This is a genomic window from Geothrix paludis (assembly GCF_022808815.1).
Classification (GTDB): domain Bacteria; phylum Acidobacteriota; class Holophagae; order Holophagales; family Holophagaceae; genus Geothrix; species Geothrix paludis.
This window is the reverse complement of sequence record NZ_JAKZLC010000002.1, coordinates 522,152-543,613: the sequence shown is the minus strand read 5'-3', so window position 1 is coordinate 543,613 and position 21,462 is coordinate 522,152. Positions and strand designations below refer to the sequence as shown.

18 protein-coding genes are annotated in these 21,462 nt (G+C 70.3%); 11 read left to right on the top strand and 7 right to left on the bottom strand.

Annotated features, from left to right (window positions below; all coding sequences use genetic code 11):
- Position 1 precedes the first annotated feature (1 nt).
- Complete coding sequence (locus MLE64_RS08040; RefSeq protein ID WP_243317262.1) at positions 2 to 2,002, top strand: TPR end-of-group domain-containing protein; 2,001 nt, start codon at positions 2 to 4, stop codon at positions 2,000 to 2,002.
- Between the two features lie 23 nt (positions 2,003 to 2,025).
- On the opposite strand, the gene MLE64_RS08035 is transcribed toward MLE64_RS08040, so the two are convergent.
- The 4 genes from MLE64_RS08035 to MLE64_RS08020 are packed head-to-tail and all read right to left on the bottom strand — an operon-like array spanning position 2,026 to position 9,201.
- The gene (locus MLE64_RS08035) at positions 2,026 to 3,510 is read right to left on the bottom strand and encodes a sigma-54-dependent transcriptional regulator (protein WP_243317261.1); all 1,485 of its coding nucleotides are present in this window, start codon (positions 3,508 to 3,510) and stop codon (positions 2,026 to 2,028) included.
- 44 nt (positions 3,511 to 3,554) lie between these two features.
- Positions 3,555 to 4,274 carry a helix-turn-helix domain-containing protein gene (locus MLE64_RS15955; RefSeq protein ID WP_243317260.1) on the bottom strand — a complete coding sequence of 240 codons (720 nt, stop codon included), beginning with the start codon at positions 4,272 to 4,274 and terminating at the stop codon, positions 3,555 to 3,557.
- A gap of 28 nt (positions 4,275 to 4,302) precedes the next feature.
- Positions 4,303 to 7,938, bottom strand: a complete 3,636-nt coding sequence (dnaE, locus tag MLE64_RS08025; RefSeq protein ID WP_243317259.1) for a DNA polymerase III subunit alpha — start codon at positions 7,936 to 7,938, stop codon at positions 4,303 to 4,305.
- Positions 7,939 to 7,986: 48 nt separating this feature from the next.
- Positions 7,987 to 9,201 carry a hypothetical protein gene (locus MLE64_RS08020; protein WP_243317258.1) on the bottom strand — a complete coding sequence of 405 codons (1,215 nt, stop codon included), beginning with the start codon at positions 9,199 to 9,201 and terminating at the stop codon, positions 7,987 to 7,989.
- Positions 9,202 to 9,373: 172 nt separating this feature from the next.
- Between MLE64_RS08020 and MLE64_RS08015 the strand changes: the two genes are divergently transcribed.
- Genes MLE64_RS08015 through MLE64_RS08000 form a run of 4 tightly spaced genes read left to right on the top strand, consistent with a single transcriptional unit; the run spans position 9,374 to position 12,863 of the window.
- Entirely contained in the window at positions 9,374 to 10,297 is a 924-nt protein-coding gene (locus MLE64_RS08015; protein ID WP_243317257.1) for an ABC transporter ATP-binding protein, read from the top strand.
- Between the two features lie 3 nt (positions 10,298 to 10,300).
- On the top strand, positions 10,301 to 11,161 hold the full coding sequence (locus MLE64_RS08010) for a hypothetical protein (protein WP_243294841.1): 861 nt from the start codon (positions 10,301 to 10,303) through the stop codon (positions 11,159 to 11,161).
- Positions 11,161 to 12,081, top strand: a complete 921-nt coding sequence (locus MLE64_RS08005; protein ID WP_243317256.1) for an ABC transporter ATP-binding protein — start codon at positions 11,161 to 11,163, stop codon at positions 12,079 to 12,081. The genes MLE64_RS08010 and MLE64_RS08005 overlap by 1 nt, the downstream gene beginning before the upstream one ends.
- On the top strand, positions 12,078 to 12,863 hold the full coding sequence (locus tag MLE64_RS08000; protein ID WP_243317255.1) for an ABC transporter permease: 786 nt from the start codon (positions 12,078 to 12,080) through the stop codon (positions 12,861 to 12,863). Before MLE64_RS08005 ends, MLE64_RS08000 begins: the two co-directional genes overlap by 4 nt.
- A gap of 39 nt (positions 12,864 to 12,902) precedes the next feature.
- Here MLE64_RS08000 and MLE64_RS07995 read toward each other — a convergent pair whose 3' ends face one another.
- Entirely contained in the window at positions 12,903 to 13,889 is a 987-nt protein-coding gene (locus MLE64_RS07995) for a quinone oxidoreductase family protein (protein WP_243317254.1), read from the bottom strand.
- Positions 13,890 to 14,022: 133 nt separating this feature from the next.
- On the opposite strand from MLE64_RS07995, the gene MLE64_RS07990 reads away from it, so the two are divergent.
- The gene (locus MLE64_RS07990) at positions 14,023 to 14,331 is read left to right on the top strand and encodes an ArsR/SmtB family transcription factor (protein WP_243317253.1); all 309 of its coding nucleotides are present in this window, start codon (positions 14,023 to 14,025) and stop codon (positions 14,329 to 14,331) included.
- A 38-nt stretch (positions 14,332 to 14,369) separates the two neighbouring features.
- Complete coding sequence (locus MLE64_RS07985) at positions 14,370 to 15,638, top strand: M16 family metallopeptidase (protein WP_243317252.1); 1,269 nt, start codon at positions 14,370 to 14,372, stop codon at positions 15,636 to 15,638.
- Positions 15,639 to 15,642: 4 nt separating this feature from the next.
- Here the strand turns inward: MLE64_RS07985 and pdxR are convergent, their stop codons facing one another.
- Positions 15,643 to 17,085: a MocR-like pyridoxine biosynthesis transcription factor PdxR gene (gene pdxR, locus MLE64_RS07980; protein ID WP_243317251.1), complete on the bottom strand. Its 1,443-nt coding sequence runs from the start codon at positions 17,083 to 17,085 to the stop codon at positions 15,643 to 15,645.
- Positions 17,086 to 17,169: 84 nt separating this feature from the next.
- Between pdxR and MLE64_RS07975 the strand changes: the two genes are divergently transcribed.
- Genes MLE64_RS07975 through MLE64_RS07960 form a run of 4 tightly spaced genes read left to right on the top strand, consistent with a single transcriptional unit; the run spans position 17,170 to position 19,399 of the window.
- On the top strand, positions 17,170 to 17,619 hold the full coding sequence (locus MLE64_RS07975) for a carboxymuconolactone decarboxylase family protein (RefSeq protein ID WP_243317250.1): 450 nt from the start codon (positions 17,170 to 17,172) through the stop codon (positions 17,617 to 17,619).
- Positions 17,616 to 18,074 carry a GNAT family N-acetyltransferase gene (locus MLE64_RS07970; protein ID WP_243317249.1) on the top strand — a complete coding sequence of 153 codons (459 nt, stop codon included), beginning with the start codon at positions 17,616 to 17,618 and terminating at the stop codon, positions 18,072 to 18,074. Before MLE64_RS07975 ends, MLE64_RS07970 begins: the two co-directional genes overlap by 4 nt.
- Entirely contained in the window at positions 18,074 to 18,499 is a 426-nt protein-coding gene (locus tag MLE64_RS07965; protein WP_243317248.1) for a hypothetical protein, read from the top strand. Before MLE64_RS07970 ends, MLE64_RS07965 begins: the two co-directional genes overlap by 1 nt.
- 6 nt (positions 18,500 to 18,505) lie before the next feature.
- Positions 18,506 to 19,399 (top strand): DMT family transporter, encoded by an 894-nt coding sequence (locus MLE64_RS07960; RefSeq protein ID WP_243317247.1) that lies wholly within the window; start codon positions 18,506 to 18,508, stop codon positions 19,397 to 19,399.
- Between the two features lie 26 nt (positions 19,400 to 19,425).
- Here the strand turns inward: MLE64_RS07960 and MLE64_RS07955 are convergent, their stop codons facing one another.
- Entirely contained in the window at positions 19,426 to 21,399 is a 1,974-nt protein-coding gene (locus MLE64_RS07955; protein WP_243317246.1) for a M1 family metallopeptidase, read from the bottom strand.
- Positions 21,400 to 21,462: the final 63 nt, after the last annotated feature.

Genomic DNA, 21,462 nt, shown 5'->3' with positions numbered 1-21,462 from the left:
GATGCTGCTGCTCCCGCCCGCGCTCCTGGTGGCCCAGGAGACGCCGGCCTTGCCGCGGACCGAGGCCATGGCCGTCCTGGCGCGGCCGGGGACGGCGGAGGCCCGGGTGCGGGCCCTGGTGGACCACCTCCACCAGCGCATGCCCTGGGTGGCCACGGACTACCGGAACCGCACGGTGGACGAGATCCTGGCGCGGGGCATGGGCAACTGCGCCGACCATGCCAGGGTGCTCCAGAACCTGCTGAAAGCCGGCGGCTTCGAGTCCCGCTGGGTACAGGAGATCAACCTCCAGGCCCCCTCGGAGCGCCGCCAGGCCTCGGCCCGGGCCAAGGTGGCCGAGAGCGGGAAGGGCTTCAGCGTCTTCGGCTACCGGCACAACGACCATCGCTGGCTGGAGGTGCGGGACCCCGTCACCGGCACTTGGTTCCCGGCGGATTCCGCGCTGGGCGTGGTGGGCAGCGAGGCCTGGGTCGCGGCGCGCCTGGGCTTCGGACCCCGGCCCGCCGCCGTGGCCGACATGATCGTCCCCGTCTTCGTGGAGGCCGTCCAGCCGGGCCGGTCGCCGGAACCCCGCAGCGAGGCCTACCTCCTCCAGGCCTTCGGCGCCATGGTGGGCGGGCGCATCCGGACCCTGCCGGCCTGGCCCGTCTGGGAGAAGGCCGTGCGCGCCCTGGAGCCCCATGCCTCCTCGGCCTTCCGCGGGACGGAGGACCTCCACGCCCAGGCGGACCTCCTCACGGCCCTGGCGGAGGCCTACGCGGCCCTGCGGGCCCAGGCCGAGGCGCCGCTGGCCCCCTCCGCGGCGGAGTTCGCCCAGCAGGGGCACCGGGCCCTCCTCGCCAAGGATCCGGCCTGCGCCGCCGACCTCTACGACCGGGCCCTCGCGGCCGGGTTGAAGGGCGCCCAGCACCCCTACCAGGGGGCCTGCGCCCATGCCCTGGCGGGGCACGGGGACGCCGCCTTCGGCCTGCTCCAGAAGGCCCTGGATCAGGGCTTCCACGAGGCGGCCGCCCTCCGGGAGGACGCCGACCTGGCCTCGCTCCACGCCGATCCCCGCTGGTCAGGAGTGCTGGCCGCGGCGGAAGCCAACGCGCGGCGCTTCCGGGCCGTCCATTCGGATCCCGATGGGGCGCGGTTCATCGCCACCGATGTGGACCTCTTCTGGAAGGCCTACGCAAAGCTCCCGGCCTCTCCGGATCCCGCGGGCCTCCTGAGGCGGGAGTACCTCGACCGGGGCAGCGCCGGGCTGCAGGACTTCATCCCGAACCGCATCCGGAGCGCCGCCAACCTCCTCGACGCCATCCAGCGGCACCCGCGCTACTTCGCCGCCATCCGCGGGAACACCCTGAAGGCCGCCGGGGTGGAGGCTGTCGCGCGGCGCTCCTTCTGGGCCTTCAAGGCGCTCTATGCCGACGCGATGTTCCCCGACGTCTATTTCGTGGTGGGGGCGCTGGACTCGGGCGGGACCTCATCGCCCAACGGCCTGCTGCTGGGCGTCGACCTGTTCGGAGGGGGGCCCGGCGTGCCCATGGACGAGATGGGCCCCTGGCACCGGGAGGTCCTCCACACCCCCGCGGACCTGCCCAGCATCGTGGCCCACGAACTGATCCACTTCCAGCAGACCCACGAGACGCGCACGCTGCTTGGGAAGGCCTTCCACGAGGGCTCCGCGGACTTCCTCGCCTCGCTCATCGCCGAGGGCACCTTCAACCAGGCCGCCTACGCCTACGGCTACGCGCACGAGGCGGAGCTCTGGCGGAAGTTCCGGGCAGAGATGGGTGGGACGGACGCCTCCCGCTGGCTCTACGGCAGCAGCCAGCGCGAGGGGCATCCGGCGGACCTCGGCTACTTCATGGGCTTCCGCATCGCCCAGGCCTACTACGCCCAGGCCAAGGACAAGGTCCGCGCCATCCGGGAGATCCTCACCTCCAGCGACTTCGAAGGGATCCTTCGGGACAGCCGGTACGGGGAGATGCTGGAGGCCGCGGACCCCCGGCCCTAGCGGCTGCCTGACCGGCCCTGGCCCTACTCGCCGCCGCGCTGGCTGGGCGGGATGGCGAAGCCGTCGGCCTTGTACTCGTTGATCTTGTTCCGCACGGTGCGCAGGGCGATGTCCAGCTGGGTGGCGCAGTGGGTCCGGTTGCCCCGGAGGGCGCTGAGGGTGGAGAGCAGCCAGAAGCGCTCCAGCTCCGGCAGGCTCAGGCCCAGGGGCAGGGTCACGGGGGTGCCGAGGGGCAGGCCCACCAGGGGTTTGCGGGGATCGGCCAGCACGGCGCCGGGGACCGGGCTTCCGTCCGGCCGCGGAGAGACGCCGGGGGCCTGGCGCGCCCCGGCGGCGAGGGGCGCCGCTGCGGGCGAGTCCTGGGGCAGGCCCTCGAAAGCCTCGGTGGGCATGAGCCAGTGGAGGTCCTGCTGGGTGAGGCGGTGGCCCTGGTTCAGCACCACGCAGCGCTGGATGACGTTCTCCAGCTCGCGCAGGTTGCCCGTCCAGGGGTGGCGGGCCAGCGCCGCGAAGAAGCTGGGCGTCAGCTCGGGCACCTCGCGGCCGTTCTCCCGCGCGTAGCGCTCGGCGAAGTGCTCGGCCAGCAGGCTCAGGTCCCCCGGCCGTTCCCGCAGCGGGGGCAGGTTCAGGGGGATCACGTTCAGGCGGTAGTAGAGGTCCTCGGAGAAGCGGCCCGCCTTCACCTCGGCGAGGAGGTCCTGGCTGGTGAGCGAGATCAGGCGCACGTCCATGGGCGCGGGACGCCCGCTGCCCGCGCGCTCCTGGAGGATCCGCAGCAGCCGGCCCTGGAGGCCGGGAGGCAGGGCGTCCACCGCATCGAGCACCAGGGTGCCGCCCTCCGCCCGCTCCAGGGCGCCGGGTTTCGGGGCCGCTCCGGGGTGGGCGCCTTTCTCGGCGCCGAACAGCTCGGCTTCCAGCGCCTCCTCGGGAAGGGCCGCGCAGCTGAGGGTCACCAGGGGACCGCCGTGGCGGGAGCTCGTGCCGTGGATGAGCTGGGCCAGGAGCTCCTTCCCTGTGCCGTTCTCCGCCTGGATGAGGATGGTGGCGCGGCTGTCCGCCGCGCGACGGGCCATGGCCAGGGTCTCTCCGAGGGCGGGGTCCTGCGTGAGTGTGAGGGGCGCCTCGGAGGGTTCGGCGGCCTTGAGGTGTCCTTCGGACGCCACGGCTTTCTGCACCGCGGCGCTGAGCTCGTCGGCGCTGAAGGGTCGGTAGAGGACTTCGAAGGCGGCCAGGCGCGCGGTCTCGGGCTCTTCGGCGGCCCCGATCAGCAGGACGGGCAGGACCGGATCGACCGCCTTGAGGCGGGCCGACAGCTCGAGGCCGTCCATGCCGGCCGGGTGGAGATCGGCCACCACGGCGTCGTAGCCGCCCTGGTGGGCCAGCCGGAGGGCTTCGGCGCCCTCCCGGGCCAGGTCCACCGCGAGGCCCGAGCGTTTCAGGCTCAAGGCCACACCATCCCGCATTCCAGGATCGTCATTCACCACCAGTACCCGAAGGGGAGTCGCCATGGTCCATTACATCCAAGCCGCAGCCGACCGGCCGCACCTCCCCGTTATCGGGCGCCGGACTCTGGACTGGAGTTTTGTGCCGATCTGCGCCGCTTCATCCGCTGGGGCAGGTCCCCGGAGGCCGCCTCGCCCCGGACCGGATCCCCGTGGCGGCGGATGAGGAGGTAGAGCTGGCGGCGGCTCACGCCCAGGCGGAGGGCGGTCTCCACGCGGTTACCGTAGGCCCGGCGCAGGGCCCGGTGCAGGAGGAAGCGTTCCAGGTCGTGCAGGTTCGTGGCCAGGTCCTCGGCCTCGAAGCGGGGCGGGCCGGCCGGCTCGGGCTCCGGCAGCTGGCCCAGGAGCTTCCAGCGCAGCATCCGGTTGCGGAGCTCCCGGAGGTTGCCGGGGCAGGGCAGGGCTCCCAGGGCCGGGGGCCAAGGCGCGGGGACGCCCTCCTCCTCCGCCAGGGCCGCCAGCAACCCCGGAAGGCAGTCGGGATCCTCGTCCAGGGCGGGAAGGCGCAACTCCAGGCAATTCAACCCGGCGGGCATCGGACCCCGGGCCGCCACCACGCCGCCGGGGTGGGTGGCGGTCCAGGCGGCGCCTTCCTCCACCGAACCGGCTTCGAACCTGGACCGGTTACGACGAAGGGCAAATTCTGCCGCAATCGTCGAGACCCCCGATCCCGCCGGGCCGTGGATCCACAAGCCCTCGGGCCGGGCCAGGAGGGCCTCCAGGTGGGCGCCCCAGTGGCCGAAGCCGGGCAGCAGGAAGAGGGGGATCACGGGGACTCCGTGTCCGGGGTTCCGGGCATCAGTAGGTCCAGGTGAGGGTGCAGCCCGTATCCTTGGCGAGCCGTTCCGCCAGGTCGGGGTCGTGCTTGAGGCGCAGGTCCCGGCCGGCCCGGACGCGGGCCACCAGGCCCTCCTTCGAGCGGTATTCGAAGGTCACGGGCAGGTCGCCCCGGTAATCCTTGAGGATCGATTCCAGGCGGGGCGGGCACTCGCCCACGGGCAGGCGTACCAGGGCCCCCGTGAAGCCCTGGCCCTGGAAGGACTCCAGCGGCTCCAGCACCGTGGCGAAGACCTTCACCACGGTCTGCTCCTCTTCCTCCTCGGCTTCCCCGTTTCCGTTGCCATTGCCGTTGGCTTGGAGGGTCTCCACCCGCAGCTCGCCCGTGATGCGCAACATGGCCTCGGGCACCGCCAGGTGCCGGTAGCGCTCGAAGGGGCGGAGCGTGGCCTTCTTGGTGAGGGGATCCCACTTGCTGGCCATGAGCAGCACTTCCATCTTCCCGGCCAGGTCCTCCACCTGGAGGATGGCCCAGGGTTCGCCCTTCTGGTTGGTCTTGAAGGCCACGGTGCTGACCATGGCGCCCAGCGTCACCTCGCCGCGGTCCCGCAGCCGCCCGGCGGCCACGTCCTCCAGGATCTTGGCCAAGGTGCCGTGCGTGTGCACCTGGATGGCGTCGGCGAACTCCTCGAGGGGATGGCCGCTGACGAAGAGGCCCAGCACCTCGCGCTCCGCGGCCAAGCGGGTGCGGCGATCCCAGGGCTCGATGCCCTCGGGCACGCGCCAGTCCTCGCTGAGGGTGGCCATCTCCGCGTCGTCGAAGAGGCTGGTCATGCCCGTGTCGCCGGTGCCGCGGGAGGCCGCGGAGATGGCGTCCGGCAGGCCCTGGACCAGCGCCGCCCGGTTGGGCTCCAGGCTGTCGAAGGCCCCGGCCTTGATGAGGGACTCCCACACCTTGCGGTTGGCCTTCTGGAGGTCCGTGCTCTTCAGCGCGTGGAAGAGGTCCTTGAAGCCGCCCTCGGCCTCGCGCGCTTCGAGGATGGCCTGCAAGGCAGCCTCTCCCAATCCTTTCACCGCGGCGAATCCGAACCGGATTTGCCGGTCACTGGTCGCCGTGAAATCGAGCGCCGACTGGTTGATGTCGGGCCCCAGCACCTCGATGCCGCGCTCCCGGCAGTTCTGCACGTACTTGGCCACGTCGTCCGTGCGGCCGGACTTGGTGGAGAGAAGGCCCGCCATGAACTCCACGGGGTAGTTGGCCTTCAGGTAGGCGGTCTCGTAGGCCACCATGGCATAGGCCGCGCTATGGCTCTTGTTGAACCCGTAGCCGGCGAAGTACTCGATGAGGTCGAACATCTCCGCGACCCTGGCCTTGTCGTAGCCGCGGGAGGCTCCCCGCTCGATGAACTTGGTCTTCTCCTTCGCCATCTTCTCCTTGTCCTTCTTGCCCATGGCGCGGCGCAGCATGTCCGCCTCGCCCAGGGAGTACCCGGCCACGAGGCTGGCGATCTGCATGACCTGTTCCTGGTAGAGGATCACGCCGTAGGTCGGGGAGAGGATGGGCTCCAGATCCGGGAACATGTAGGTCACGGGCTCCCGGCCGTGACGGCGCTCCACGTACGTGGTGCCCATGCCCGCGCCCAGCGGGCCCGGGCGGAAGAGGGCGTTGAGCGCGATGAGGTCGTCGAAGCGGTCGGGGCCGAGCTGGCGGAGCAGCTGCTTCATGCCGCCGGACTCGAACTGGAAGACGCCGTCCGTGTCCCCGGCGGCGAAGAGCTCGAAGGTCTTCTTGTCGTCGAAGGTGCGGATGCTGGTCATGTCCTTGGGCGCGCCGTGGCGCCGGGCGATGACCTCCTGGGTCTTGGCGATCTGGGTGAGTGTTTCCAGGCCCAGGAAGTCCATCTTCAGCAGGCCCGCGCGCTCGGCCTCGGTCATGGTGTACTGCACCATCACCTTCTTGTCCTTGTCCATGCTGAGCGGCGCGAACTGCGTCAGCTCGTCGGGCGCGATGATGACGCCCGCCGCGTGGACCCCGGTGTTGCGGGCCAGGCCCTCCAGCTTGGCGGAGATATCGAGGATGTTCTTCACCTCGGGATCGCTCTCGTACAGCTCGCGGAGCTTGTCGCTCTTCTCCAGCGCCTCGCCCACGGTGATGGGCTTGCCGGGCTCCTGGGGCACCAGCTTGGTGAGGTTGTTGGCGAAGGCGAAGTCTTTCTCGAAGACTCGCGCCACGTCCTTGATGACGGCCTTGGTCTTGAGCTGGTTGATGGTGACGATGTTGCTGACCTTGTCCTGGCCGTACTTCTCGGTGACGTAGTCGATGACCCGCTGGCGGCCGTCGCGGCAGAAGTCGATGTCCACGTCGGGCATGGAGACGCGCTCGGGGTTGAGGAAGCGTTCGAAGAGCAGATCGTATTGCATGGGATCGATGTCCGTGATCTTCATGGACCACGCCACGATGCTTCCCGCCGCGGAACCGCGGCCCGGGCCCACGGGCACGCCCATCTCCCGGGCCTTGCGGATGAAGTCCCAGACCAGTAGGAAGTAGCCCGGGAAGCCCATCTTGAGGATCATGTCCAGCTCGAAGGCCAGGCGCTCGCGGTACTTCTCCTCGGGGTGCTTCAGCGTGCCGGCCTGCCAGCGCGGGCGGCACTCGGCCATGCGTGCCTCGAAGGTCTCCTTGGCCACATGGACGAAGTAGGACTCCAGGTCGTAGCCGTCGGGCACGGGGAACTGGGGTGTGACGGGCTTCCGCGTGATGGGGAACAGGTCCACCTTGGCGGCGATCTCCAGGGTGCGCTCCAGATACTCCGGGTGATCGGGGAAGACGGCGCGCATCTCCTCGGGCGTCTTCACGAAGAACTGGTCGGTGGAGAAGCGCATGCGCTTCTCCTTGGCCTTGGTGGTCTTCGTGCCGATGCATAGCAGCGTGTCGTGCAGGTCGGAGTCCTCGTGGTTGAGGTAGTGGGCGTCGTTGGTGGCCACCAGCGGGATGCCCAGCCGCTCCGCGAGCTGCTGCTGGAAGGGAATGATCTCCTTCTCCTTGTCGAAGCCCTGGTCCTGGATCTCCAGGTAGAAGTCATCGCCGAAGACGTCACGGAAGTCGCGGGCCACGCGCTCGGCCTGGTCCAGGCGGTTCTGGAGGATGCGGGCCTGCACCTCGCCGCCCAGGCACGCGGAGAGCGCGATGAGGCCCTCGCTGTGCTCCCGGAGGATGTCCTTGTCGATGCGGGGCTTGTAGTAGAAGCCCTCGGTGAAGCCCGCTGACACCAGCTTGGAGAGGTTGGCGAAGCCCTTCGGGTTCTTGGCCAGCAGCACCAGGTGGTAGCCTGCGTCGCGGCTGCCACTGGGATCCACGCAGTCCTCCAGGCCCTCCTCGCCCGTGAGGTTCTTGGCCTCCAGCTTCCGGTCGAAGCGGGTCTTGGGGGCCACGTAGACTTCGCAGCCGAGAATGGGCTTCACGGCCCAGTTGCCCTCGGCGTCCTTCGTCTTCTCGCAGGCGTCGAAGAGCTTCATCATGCCGAACATGTTCCCGTGGTCCGTGACGGCCACGGCGGGCATGCCCGAGGCCCGGCACTTCTTCACCAGATCAGGGATGCGGGTCAGGCCGTCGAGCAGCGAGTGCTCGGTATGCAGGTGGAGATGGGCGAAGCTCATGCCCCCATTCTCCGACGGAACCCGCGTTCCCGGGCAAGTGCCGCAGGCTCAGTGCCGGGAGAGCAGCTCGCGGAGGGCCTCCCGTAGGCCCGCGGCATCCAGGCCCAGGTCCAGCCGGACATGGGGGCCCGCGGTGATGGGGCCGCCCAGTTGGATCCATCGGGGGCGCCGGCGCAGCAGGTCGTCCTCCCGCCACACGGCCAGGATGCTGGGTTCCCGCGCCCAGATGAGGACGCTGGGATAGGGGCCCTCCCGAGGGGGCACGGTGCCCCACAGATGCACATCGGCGCCCCAGCTGTGAAGCCATTCCTGGATCCGGGCGCTGGCCTCGGGGTCGTCCATGCCCAGGGCCACCGTCCATCCGGCCAGGAAGCCCCGGGTGCCCGGCTGGGTGCCGCCCTCGCGCTCGTACCAGCCCAGCCGCTCGGGGTGGCGGAGGAGGCGGGTCCGCAGGCGGTAGGAGGCGCCGTCCAGGGCCACCAGGGGCGCTTCGGGATTCTCGCGCACGCGGTCCGCCCACCCGCTTCCGAAGAGCCCTTCCATCAGCGCGGAGGGCCGGTCGGTCCGGAAGGCGTTGCCCGGCACGAGGCTGCGCCAGATCTCGACCTCGGTCTCGGCCCGCTGGACGCGGGATTCCATGTCCCGCACCACGAGCCACTGCCAGGAGGTGCCGATGGCCATGGCCAGGATCACGAGGCTGAAGCCGGACAGCCGGATCTTGATCCCGAAGAGGCTCTGGGCGGCGATCTCCACCACCACCGGGACGGTGAGGGCGAAAAAGGCGAAGAACAGCCGCCGCCCCATGGGGTCGCCGTCCTGCCGGGCCCGCAGGGACCAATAGACGATGAACCCGCAGCCCAGGAGGAAGGTGAGGTCGTAGAGACCGTGGGCCCACACCTCCGCCTGGCTCGGGTGGGTCAGGAGGAGGTTGCGGATGTAGTTGGGGATCATGCCCAGGGCGATCCACTCGGGGAATCGCCGCGGGAAGTGCCGCGGGAACAGGTTCACCAGGGCCGCGCAGAGGGTGATGAATCCGACGGCCACCAGCAGGCTCTGGATGCGGTCCACCAGGTCCGGATTCCAGGCCGGCATGGTGCCGAGGGCCAGCACCCCGTGCCGGATGCCCACCAGCAGGCAGGTGAGGGCCATCCAGCCCATCATCCGATCCCGCCGGGCCAGGGCATCCAGGCCGAAGCCCACGAAGAGGGTCGCCAGCGCTCCCGCCTGCAGGGCGTCAAGGAATGGCCAGTCCAGGAGTTGCATGCTAAAGCCCTCGGGCGGTGGGAGGATGATTCCGTCCAGCCTAAGTCGCTTTCATTGAACAATCCATTCCGCGCCCCATTCCGTGCCCGCCCGCACCGGCCTAATCCATTCCCCTCCGCCTCCCGTAGCCGCCACATCCTGGAGCAGCCGTGACCATCCCCTGGAGGCCCCGTTGATCGCCTTCGAGAACCTGGAAGTGCGCTACGCCGCCGCGGCGGCGCCCGCCCTGAAGGGGCTGACCCTCACCCTGGACCAGGGCATCGTGGGCCTGCTGGGCCCCAACGGCGCCGGCAAGTCCACCCTGCTGAAGGCTCTCCTTGGCCTCCTGCGCCCCTCCGCCGGCGGCGGGTCGGTGCTGGGCGTGGCCCTCGGCGCTCCCGAGGCCGCCAAGCTCCGGGCGCGCATCGGCTACATGCCCGAGTACGACGCCCTCATCGAGGACGCCTCGGCCTATGAGCAGGTGGCTTTCTGGGGCGAGCTGAGCGGCCTGGCGCCAGAGTCGGCCCGGGACCGCGCCCACGAGGTGCTCTACTTCGTGGGCCTGGACGAGGCCCGCTACCGACCCGTCAGCGGCTACTCCACGGGCATGCGCCAGCGGGTGAAGCTGGCCCAGGCCCTGGTGCACAGCCCGGAGCTGGTCTTCCTGGACGAGCCCACCAACGGCCTCGATCCCGACGGCCGCCGCCGCATGCTGGACCTGGTGCTGCGCGTCCACGCGGAGCTGGGCACCGGCGTCATCCTGGCCTCCCACCTGCTGGGCGACGTGGAGCGCGTGGCGGACCAGCTGGTGATCCTCGACCAGGGCCAGATCAAGGCCGCGGGCTCCATGGCGGGCCTGCGCAAGGCCCTGGCCCGGCGCGTGGAGCTGCGCTTCCTCGATCCGCTCGACGCCGACCAGGAGGCCGCCTTGGCGGAGCTGGGAGCGGTGCTGGAGGCCCGCAACGGCCTCTACGACCTGGAGCTGGCGGAGGCCGATCCCACGGCCGCCTTCCGCTGGGCCGAGGCGAAGGGCGCCACGCTGATCCAGCTCACGCCCCGCCACGACCGGCTGGATGAGGTGCTTCTGCGCGCCCTGCATCCTCAGATGGGAGCCTAGGCCATGCCGATCTACGCCCCCACCCTTCCGCCCGCGCCGGACCTGAGCCACGGCCAGCCGCCGGCCCTGGTGCTCGCGCGCTTCGACCTGACCCGGCTCTGGCGCCAGAAGATCGGCCGTTTCTTCGGCTTCACCTTCCTCTTCCTGCTGCTGTGGAAGGTGGCCCGCATCTACGTGGACCACCTGCTCCAGACCAACCAGACCTTCCGGCCCATGCAGGATTTCGCGAAGACCATCCTCACCCAGGGTGCGGACTTCCAGGCGGACCTGCTGAACCCCGCCAGCTACCTGCTCTGGTTCCTGGTGGCCCTGGTGGGCGGCGGTCTCGTGGCGCGGGATACGCTCTACCGCGTGCGGCCCCTGATGTATGCCCATCCTGTCGCGCCCCGGGACTACCTGCTCGCCAAGCTGGGCTTCGCCTCGGCGCTGCCCTTCGCCATCCTCCTGCCCTTCGCCCTGCTGCCCTGGCTCATGTCCCTGATCCTCGCCGGCGCCAGCGGCCCCGTGTGGGTGACGGCGCCCCTGCGGCTGCTGCCGGCCATGGCCATCAGCTCGGTCCTCATGGGCACCCTGGCCGCAGGCGCCTCCAGCATGGCCGCCACGCCCCGGGCGGGCATCGGCTGGGTGCTGGGCCTGGTGCTGGGCTCGGCCACCCTGGCCTCCATGATCCAGGGACTGACAGGCTTCTCGGCCGTGCAGGCCATCAATCCGATCCTGTTGGCGGAGACTTGGCCCCAGCTCTTCGTGGGCGTGGCCCACCCCCTGATGGGCTGGGGTCCCGCACTGCTCGGCACGGCCTTCCACGTGGGCCTGTGGACCTTCGTGGCCGCCAAGCGGACCATGCCGTCGGAGGCCGTCATCTGATGATTTCCCTCGACCGCGCCTCCCTCCGCTACGGCCCCATCCTGGGCCTCAGTCCCACCACCTTCGAGCTGCCGGACGGCGGCGGCATCACGGGCCTGCTGGGCCCCAACGGTGCCGGCAAGTCCTCCCTGCTGCAGCTGCTCTCGGGCCTGCTGCCGCCCTCCGGCGGCGCGGTGCAAGTCTTCGGTGCAGCCCCCTTCCGCAACCCCGCCGTGCTGGCGCGGCTGGGCCTGGTGCCCGAGGGCGACCGCCTGCCCACGGGCCTCCGGGCAGACCGCTGGCTGCGCATGATGGGCGAGCTGTCGGGGTTGTCGGGCCCGGAGCTGAAGGCCGCCGTGGCCCGCGCGCTCGCCACGGTGGGCATGGCCGACCGTGCCCACCTCACCTTCGCCCGCATGTCCAAGGGCATGCGCCAGCGCATCCGCCTGGCCCAGGCCCTGCTGCACGAGCCGGAGCTGCTCATCCTCGACGAGCCGTTCAACGGCCTGGATCCCGAGGCCCGCCTCACGCTCATGGCCCTGCTGCGGGACCTCGCGGCGACGGGCACGCGCATCCTGGTGTCGAGCCACATCCTGGGCGAGATCGCCCAGCTCACGGACCGCATCCTGCTGCTGTTCCGGGGCCGCCTGCTGGCGGAAGGCACCGTCACGGAGATCCGCCAGCTCCTCGACCGGCATCCCGTGGAGCTGCGCCTCACGGGCGAGGCCCAGGTGCTGGCCCGCTGGGCCGTGGAGCAGCCGGAGCTGGCGGCTCTGCGCATGGAGGAGGGCGCCGTGGTGATCTCGGTGCGCTCGCCCCGCGACATCCTGCCCCGCCTCCAGAAGGCCGCGGCCGAGGGCGGCATCCCGCTGCGGGCGCTGGATCCCCTGGATCTCAACCTGGATGCGGTCTTCCAGTACTTGACCAAGGATCATGCATGAACGGGATCCCGACCCCCTTGGCGACGATCCGTGCCACGGCGCGGGGATACCTGCCTCGCGTGCTCCAAGGCCGGGGCTGGGTGCTGGCGGCCCTGGTCATGGCGCCGGTGGGCCTCAGCCTCCTCATCTTCACCATCAGCCGCCTCCGCGGGCTGGACGCCGATCCCAGCGAGGCCCTCCGCATCTTCCACGAGGGGCTGGTGAAGATGATGCTGCCCATCATGGCCCTGGTGGCGGCCCCGGCGGGCATCCGCGAGGATCTGGAGCAGCGCACCCTGCCCCTGCTGCTGGTGCGTCCCGCCCCCGCCTGGGCGCTGCCCCTGGGCAAGGGCCTGCCCTGGTTCGCCTGGGGCGCCGCCTGGCTCGTCCTCGGGGCCCTCGGCCTCCAACTGGTCGGAGGCGACCCCGCCCTGCTGCCGGGCCGCATCCTGGCCCTGGTGGGCGCCTGGTGGGGCGAGCTGGCCCTCATGACCCTGGTGGGCCTGCTCTTCAAGCGCGGCACCCTCTGGGGCGCCCTCTACTTCTTTCTCTGGGAGCCGCTGGTGCGGATCTTCCCACCCTTCCTCCAGCGCCTCACCTTCACCCACCACATCGAGAGCCTGGCGGGCAGCCGCGCCGCCCAGGTGGGGGCGCCGCAGCTGCTGGCCCAGGAACAGGTGACGACCCATCCCGCCCTGGCCCTCCTGGCCCTCCTGGCCTTCGGCGCCCTCTGCTGGGCCCTCGCCGGCTGGAAGCTCCACCGCACGCCCGTGGGGCTGGCGGGCAGCGAAGCGGAGGGCTGACCCCCGCCTCGCCTTCCACGGTCCGTTTCAGGAGAGCCCTCAGGGAATGAGCACCAGGGCGCCCCGCGTCGCCCGGGATTCGAGCAGGGCATGGGCTTGGGCGGCCTCGCGTAGGGGAAGCGTGCCGTGGATGTGGGCCTGGATGATCCCCTTCGCCTGCGCGGCGAACACCTCGGCGGCGGCGGCGCGGAGGGCCGCGGGATCGGCGATGTGGTGGAAGATGCTGGGCCGCTGGAGGGCGAGGGAGCCGCGCTTCGCCAGTTCGGCGGGATCCACCAGGGGCAGGGGGCCGCTGCTCCGGCCGAAGGAGGCCAGGAGCCCGAAGGGGGCCAGGCTGTCCAGAGAAGCCTCGAAGGTGTCGCGTCCGACCGAATCGAACACGGTGCCCACGCCACGACCGCCCGTGATCCGGCGAACCTCGGCGGGCACCTGGTCATAGGCGGCGCCCCGGGGCACCACCAGGACCGCTTCGGCGCCTTCCGCCCGGACCGCCGCGGCCTTCTCCTCACTGCCCACGACACCGATGACCCGGGCGCCTTCGCGGGCCAGCCACCGGGTCAGGATGAGCCCCACGCCCCCCGCCGCGGCGTGGACCAGGACCCAGGGGTCAGCCTCTGCGCGCCACACGCGCCGGACCAGCATGTGCGCCGTCAGGCCCTTGAAGAGGAGGGCCGCCGCCACCTCGTCGAGCAGGCCCGCGGGTAGCGGGACCAGGCGGTCGGCGGGGTGGTTCCGCGCCTCCGAGTAGGCGCCCGTGGGGCCGTCCACGTAGGCGACCCGCTGGCCCACCGCTAGGTCCGTCACGCCGGGCCCCAGGGCTTCCACGATGCCGGCGGCCTCGAAGCCCGGCACCGCGGGCAGGGGCACCGGGTAGGCGCCGCTGCGGTGGTAGACGTCGATGTAGTTCACGCCGATGGCTGTGTGGCGCAGGCGCACTTCGCCTGGGCCCGGATCGGGGAGGTCCGCCTCCACCCACTGGAGGACCTCGGGGCCGCCGGGCGTCGTGAACTGGATGCGATGGGTCATGGGGCCTCCTGTTGTTCGATTGTCGTCAAACAATGGATTGATATACCCGCCGGATGCTCCCGGTCAATCGAAATAGTTTGAAAACAATCAAAATATTTGATGATTGAACTCCGAGCCCGGGCATCCTGGAGCCATGCGGAACCTCCAACATCCCGGGCGCGAACAGCTCGACCTTCCCGCGGTGCTCTACGCGCTGAGCGACCCCACGCGCCTCGAGATCGTGCGCAGGCTGGCCGCAGACGGGGAGCGGGCCTGCGGGACCTTCGGCCTGTCCGCCACCAAGGCCACGCTGAGCCACCACTTCAAGGTCCTGCGGGAGGCTGGGCTCATCCAGACACGGGTGGAAGGTGTCCATCGCTACAACAGTCTGAGAAAGCAGGATCTGGAGGCCCGCTTCCCGGGTCTGCTGAAGGCGGTCCTCAAGGCCTCCGGCCCCTGTTGAGACGAGGCTCCGGACCGCCGGGGCGATAGACTGGAGGGATGGCCGAACCCTTCCGCACCGTCACGCCCGCGGGCACCGAGATCCTCGTCGAACCCATCCCGCACGTGCGGAGCTGCTCGGTGGGGTTCTGGGTGCGGCGCGGCTCCCGGCACGAGGGGCCCGCGGAGGAGGGCCTGGCCCACTTCCTCGAGCACACGGTGTTCAAGGGCACGGCCTCCTACGCCACGCCCGATGAGATGGCGGCGGCCACGGACCGCCTGGGCGGGCACGTGGACGCCTTCACGGGCAAGGAGGTGGCCTGCTTCTACGGGAAGGTGCTCTCCGAGCAGCTGCCGGACCTGGTGGGCCTGCTGGGCGAACTGGTGACCTCGCCCCGCTTCGACCCGGAGGAGCTGGCGCGGGAGCGGAGCGTGATCCTGGAGGAGATCGCCCAAAGCGAGGATCAGCCGGACGACTGGGTGAGCGAGCTGTTCTACGGGGGCTTCTGGGAGGGGACGCCGCTGGCGCATCCGATCCTCGGCACGCGGAACCAGGTGTCGGGCTATGGTCCCTCGGAAGCCCGGGCCTTCTTCGACCACACCTACCGGGCGCCCAACCTCGTGGTGGCCGCGGCCGGGGCCCTCGAGCCCGGGGCCTTCCAGGCGCTGCTGGCGCCCATCCTGGACCGCCTGCCGAAGGGCACGGACCATGCTCCGAACCTGCCGGCCCGCACGCGGCCCTTCCTGCTGAACGTGCCCCGGAAGGACCTCCAGCAGGCCAACCTGGTGATGGGCTTTCCCGCGCCGGATCACCGCTCGCCGGACCGCTCCGCCGCCAACCTCCTGAGCCAGGTGCTCGGCGGCGGCATGGCCTCACGCCTGTTCCTGGAGCTGCGCGAGCGCCGGGGCCTCTGCTACCAGGTGGGCAGCTACCTCAGCCCCTACGCCGACACGGGCGCCCTGCAGATCAGCGCCAGCTGCGCCCCGGCCCAGCTGCGCGAGCTGGTGCAGCGCACCATGGCCGAGTGTGCGCGCATCCGCGAAACCGGCGTGGAGGCCGACGAACTGGAGCGCGCCAAGCTCCAGGCCCGCACCAGCCTCGTGTTCAGCCAGGAGAGCAGCAGCAGCCGCATGTTCAGCCTGGCCCACCAGGCCATCCACCAGGGCGAGCTGCGCAGCCTCGACCAGCAGATCGCGGAGATCGACGCCGTCACGCGGGAGGACCTGCAGCGCATGGCGCAGGCCCTGCTCGATCCCGCCCGCGTCGGCGTCAGCACCCTCGGCACGCGGCGCGGCTGCGACATCCGGCCCCAGGATCTGGTGGCCTGAGCTTCTACAAAGCCCGCGCCAGCCGGCGCACGGCCTCCTCCAGCTCCCGCTCATCCAGGGTGGAGAAGCCCAGGCGGAGGTTGGGCCTCGGCCGCCCGTGGAAGTCGAAGAGCCGGCCCGTGCTGAGGGCCACGCCCGCCTTCCGCGCGGATACGGCCCAGGCCTCCACGTCGATCGAGGGATCCACGCGGGCCCACAGGGTCATGCCGCCGACTGGCGGCTCGAAGGCCAGGGCGCGACCCAGGTGCCGGCGCAGGGCCGTCACCAGGACCTCCAGGCGGGCCTGGTAGATCCGTCGCATCTTGCGGGCATGGCGCTGGAGGAGGCCGTCTTCCAGAAGCTCGGCGGCCGCCCGCTGGACGACCAGGTCCCCCTGGCCGTCCGTGGCGCTCCGGTGGGAGGCCAGAGCCTCCACCAGGGCCCCCGGACCCGCCACGAAGCCCAGGCGCAGGCCGGGCGCGAGGATCTTCGACAGGGTGCCCAGGTAGACCACCACGCCGTGCGGATCCGCCCCGGCCAGGGGCAGCACCGGGCGGCCCTCGAAGTGGAACTCGTTGTCGTAGTCGTCCTCCAGGAGGGCGATGCGGTGGCGGGCTGCCAGTTCGAGCAGCCTCAGCCGGCGCGCGGCGCCCATGGTCACGGTGGTGGGGAACTGGTGGTGCGGCGTGAGGTAGACGGCGCGGAGCGGCCCGTCGGCCAGGCGGGCGGCCAGGTCCTCCACCCGCATGCCCGCCTCGTCCACGGGCACGGGCACCAGCTCCGCGCCGGCGGCCCGCAGCGTGCGCCAGGCCGTGGGATAGCCGGGGTCCTCCACCGCCACCCGGTCGCCGGGCCGGATCAGGGTGCGGGCCACGAGGTCCAGGGCCCCCTGGCTGCCGCTGGCGATCATGAGCTGGCCCTCTGTGACCGCCAGGCCGCGCATCTCCGAGAGGAGCCGGGCCAGGGCGGTCCGGAGCCGCGCCTCGCCGTGGGCGTCGCCGTAGCCCAGCAGCTCGCGGCTGCCGAGAGCCCGCCGGTAGGCCCGGGCCAGGAGGTCCGTGGGCACCAGGCGGAGGTCCGGCAGGCCGCCGCCGAAGGCCAGGAGGCCGAGCTCGCGGAGGCTCCTTCCGGGACCGGGCGGGGCCAGGTCGTAGCCCGGCCGGCCCGTGGCTTCGGCCCGCCGGGTCGCAGAGGCCCGGGGAAGCGCCTGGGGCAGGTCCCGGGCCACGCGGGTCGTGCGCGCCTCCGCCACCGTCCAGCCCTCGGCCTCCAGCTCCCGGTAGGCCGCCAGCACGGTGTTCCGGTGGACGGCCAGGGTTCCGGCCAGGGTCCGGGAGCCGGGCAGGGCGTCCCCCGGCCGCAGGCGGCCGCGCCGGATGTCGCCCCGGATGGCCTGGGCGATCTGCTGGAAGACCGGCTCGCGGGAGGTTCCGGGCTGCAGGGCGATGGGGAAGGTCCAGGGACGCATGGTCTAGTTGTAATGACAGAAATGGATCTTTTCAATGGGCCATATGATCCGATCCTGGAATGGATCCGATGCCCAGGAGGCTCCATGCGCACATCCAAACCCCACGCCGAATTCGCCCCCGCCGCCTACCAGGGGCTCCTGCAGATCTACCGCCACACCCGCTCCTGCGGGCTTGAGCACGGCCTCCTCTACCTGGTGGAGCTCCGCGCCTCCCAGCTGAACGGCTGCGTCTTCTGCATGGACATGCATGCCACGGAGGCCCTCCAGGCCGGCGAATCGCCGCGCCGCCTGCATATGCTGGCCGGCTGGCGGGAGGCCACCGTGTTCACCCCCCGGGAACGGGCGGCCCTGGCCTGGACCGAGGCGCTCACGGAGCTCCACCGCCACCAGGTGAGCGACGCCCTCTACGCCGCGACCCTGGAGCATTTCACGGAGCAGGAACTGGCGGACCTCACCTACGCCATCACCCTCATCAACGCCTGGAACCGCCTGGGGGTGGCCTTCCTGCCCGATGTCCCCGCGGAGGCGAAGTGAACGCCCTCACCTACCACCTGGACTGCGTGCCGCTGGTGGACGCCATCCGCGCCCTCTACGCCGCCGCGCCCCTGCGCCGGCCCATCCACGATCCGGAGCGCATCCGGCGCATGTTCGAGGGCTCCAACGTCGTGATCTCCGCCTACGACGGGGACCGCCTCGTGGGCCTGCTCCGGGGCTGGACGGACTTCGTCTACGACGGCTACGTGTGCGACCTGGCCATCCATCCCGCCTATCAGAAAGCCGGTGTGGGGCGCCAGTTGCTGGATCTGGCCGTGGGCCTGGACGAGGGCATCCAGTGGGTGCTCCAGGCCGCGCCCCTGGCCCGGGACTACTACGCCCACGTGGGCTGGGAGAAGATCGAGAACGGCTGGAAGACGAACCGCGCGGGCTGGACGCCCGGCTCCTACGAGGCCTACCAGGCCGAGCACGCGGACCTGGCGGAGAGGGCGTGATGACCGGTTCTGCTTCGCGCACCTTCGATCGTTGGGCCCTCCGCTACGCGCGGTGGGCGCTGGGCGCGGCCTTCCTCTCGGGCATCGCCTCCCGGTTCGGGTGGTGGGGCCCGGGCCGGGGCTACGGCACCTTCGCCAACTTCATGAAGTACACGGCGCAGGTGAACAGCTTCATGCCGGCCCGCAGCATCCCCTTCCTGGCCTGGGCTGCCACGGCCGCGGAGTTCACGCTGGGCCTGGCGCTGCTCCTGCCGCTGCGGGGCCGGGCCGCCCGAATCACAGCCCTGGCCAGCGCGGCCCTCCTGGCTGTTTTCGGCCTGGCCATGGCGATCTCCTTCGGCCCCAAGGAACCCCTCGACTACTCTGTCTTCTCCGCCTCGGCGGCCGCGCTGCTGGTGGGGCTGCACCCCGCCTCCGATACCTGAGTTCCCGTGAGCAACCTGACCCTCTACCTCGCTTCCATCTTGATCTGGGGCTCCACCTGGATCGCCATCACCTACCAGTACGGCCGCGTGGCGCCCGAAGTCTCGGTGGCCTACCGCTTCGCCCTGGCCGCGGCCCTGCTTGTCGTCTGGTGCCTCCTGCGGGGGCTGAAGCTCCGCTTCACGCGGCGGGAGCACGGCTGGCTGGCCCTCCAGGGCGCCCTGATGTTCGGGATCAACTACGTCTGCGTCTATCTGGCGGAGCAGCGGATTCCCTCGGGCCTCATGGCGGTGATCTTCTCCCTGATGGCGGTCCTGAACCTGATCGGCGCGAGGCTCTTCTTCGGCACCCCGCTGACCCGCAGGGCCCTGGCGGGCATGGCCCTCGGCGTGGCGGGCGTGGGGATCGTGTGCCTGCCCGGCGCCGCAGGGCCGCTTCAGGGCGGCCTGAGCCGCGCCGGACTGCTGTTCGCGCTGGGCGGCACCGTGGCGGCCAGCCTCAGCAACCTGGTGTCCCAGCGCAACCAGCGCCAGGGCATCCCGGTCGTGCAGGGCAACGCGGTGGGCATGGCCTACGGCGCGGCCTTCGTGACCCTCTTCTGCTGGGGCGCGGGCCGGCCCTTCGCCTTCGATCCCTCCCCGCTCTACCTGGGCTCGCTGGCCTTCCTCTCCTTGTTCGGATCGATCCTCGCCTTCGGCGCCTACCTCACCCTGGTTGGCCGCATCGGGGCCGGCCGGGCGGGCTACGCCATGATCGTCATCCCCGTGGTGGCCCTGGCCCTCTCCACCGCCTTCGAAGGGCTCCAGTGGCGCTGGGGGATGGCCCTGGGCGCCGCCCTCTGCCTGGCGGGCAATGCCCTGGTGCTGCCCAAACGGCCACAGCCCAAAGGGCCACCGGCCTGAATCCAGGCCGGTGGCCCCTGGCGGGGCTAATTGGGCGGCATCTCGGTTCCCCAGTAGCAAGTGCGGAACAGGGGGCCGTAATCCTTGCGGCCGGCCATGCTGGCGATCTGCTCGATGGAGGCGGTGGTGGCGGCCTTCCACCGGAAGTTGGCGATGATGGACTTCATGAAGACAGCGAAGGCCTTGTCACCCATTTCCTTGTGGAGAGAGGCGAGGATCAGGGCCCCCTTTTCGTACAGGAGCGAGGTCCGCGCGAGGAACGTGGCCCGCGGATCGTTGATCCAGCGAAGCCGGTTGGCGAAGGGGATGGTGCCAGAGCTCGCATAGGCCGACGCATGGTTGCGCCAGCGGCTGAGCATGCCCTCATAGGCGCTCGTGCCTTGATTCTTCATGCCGCGCATGGCCAGGGCGGAAGCGTAATTGGCGAAGGACTCGGTGACCCACTGCTCTTCCGGGGAAGACATCTTCACCAGGTGGCCCCAGTACTGATGTGCGATCTCGTGGGCGAACCGCTGGTTGATCCCCTTCGTGAAGAGCTGGCTGAGTTCGTCCATCTTCCCGTCGAAGGCTTCGTTGGTGATGATCATCATCCCGGGAGGGGCCTGGCCGAAGCCGTAGGAATTCACCTGGATGATGTTGAATTCACTGAAGGGGAAGGCTTCGAACAGGCCTTCGTAGAACCCGATGGTCTGCCTGGCGATGTCGATGAGCCGCTTCTGCATGCTGCCGCCCCGGTTCGCGTAGGCGGCCACGCGGATGGTCAGGCCGTCCTTGGTCTCCTCGGTGAAGCTGTAGGCGCCCGCGAACATGGAGAAGAACTGCACAGGCTTGTCGATGCTGACTTCCAGGAGATTTTCCGCGTCGCTCTGGACACGCCGGATGGTCCGGCCGGGGGCGACGGGTACATCGTCCTTGGGCGTCCGGATAACGGCATGCACTGTGTAGGCCTGCCCATCCATGTCCGGTTGGGGGAACCATGGCGCCACCCCCAACTCCCAGTAGTTGTCCCCTCCCGGGCGCAGCAGGATCGGCCCGCCGTATTCGAAGGTCAGGGTGAAGGGTTGGCCCGGGGGCATGGGATGATCCAGTTCCACCAGGAGCTTGTCGTTGCGGTGGTGGAATGAAAGGCTCCTTCCCTCCGCATCCAGGACCCTGGAGACCTTGTAGATCCCCAGGTTGTAGGCCCGGTCCTCCACGTTGTAGAGGTTGAGCTCGAGGATTCGGAGTCCCTCGTCCCCGGCCACCAGAGTTTCCTTGACCTTCAGCTGGGCGTAACCCTTGTTCCCGTGGAAGTCGATGTCCACGGCCGTCAGGCTGAGGAGCGGGGAGAGGGGAGCCTTCCAGCCCCACCCGATGGGCTGGTCGGAGAGGGGCACCAGGCGCAGCCCGTCGTAGATTGCAGGCCGGATGGGATCGGCGATGGACCAGAGGGATTCCCTGAGGCTCCCGCCCTGATCAAGTCCGTAGATGAACGGCCTGTCCTCGCCCTGGATCTCCGCACGGATCAGGGTTTTCATGGGCGTATTGGCGAGGTGCCGGGCGAAGACCTGGCCGCGGTCACCGAGCCCATCGCGCCGGAAGAATTTCCAGTCTGTCTGGAAAGAGGCCTCCGGGGACTCGGCGGCGATGCCGACTGGAATCGAAAGCTCCATTCCCGCGGTCCACAGGGTGAGGCTCCGAATGTCCTCGGTCAGGATCCGCTGGTCCCTGGCCTCGGACAGGATGGCCCTGGTGTTGGGCACCAGGAGGTTCTGCTTGTAGTTCGATTCGAGCGACGCGCGCTCCAGGGGGTCTTCGGACCGATACTGGAAGGAGCCTTTTCCCATGAAGAAGAAGCCGAGGGTGCGCCCCCCTGAGGTCATGGGAGCCACGGTTCCTGAGGCCATGACGAAGGTCATGCGGCCCACCGGCAGAGTCCAGTTCTTGACCGACACGGCGGGCCCCAGCACGGGCTGGGCGGTGTAGGTTTCGACCTGGCGGCCGAGGTTTGAGGAAGCCATCTGAGTGTCGGCGGAACAGAGGGGCGCGAGGGTTCCCAGGAGGAGAACCGGCAGGAGTCGCCG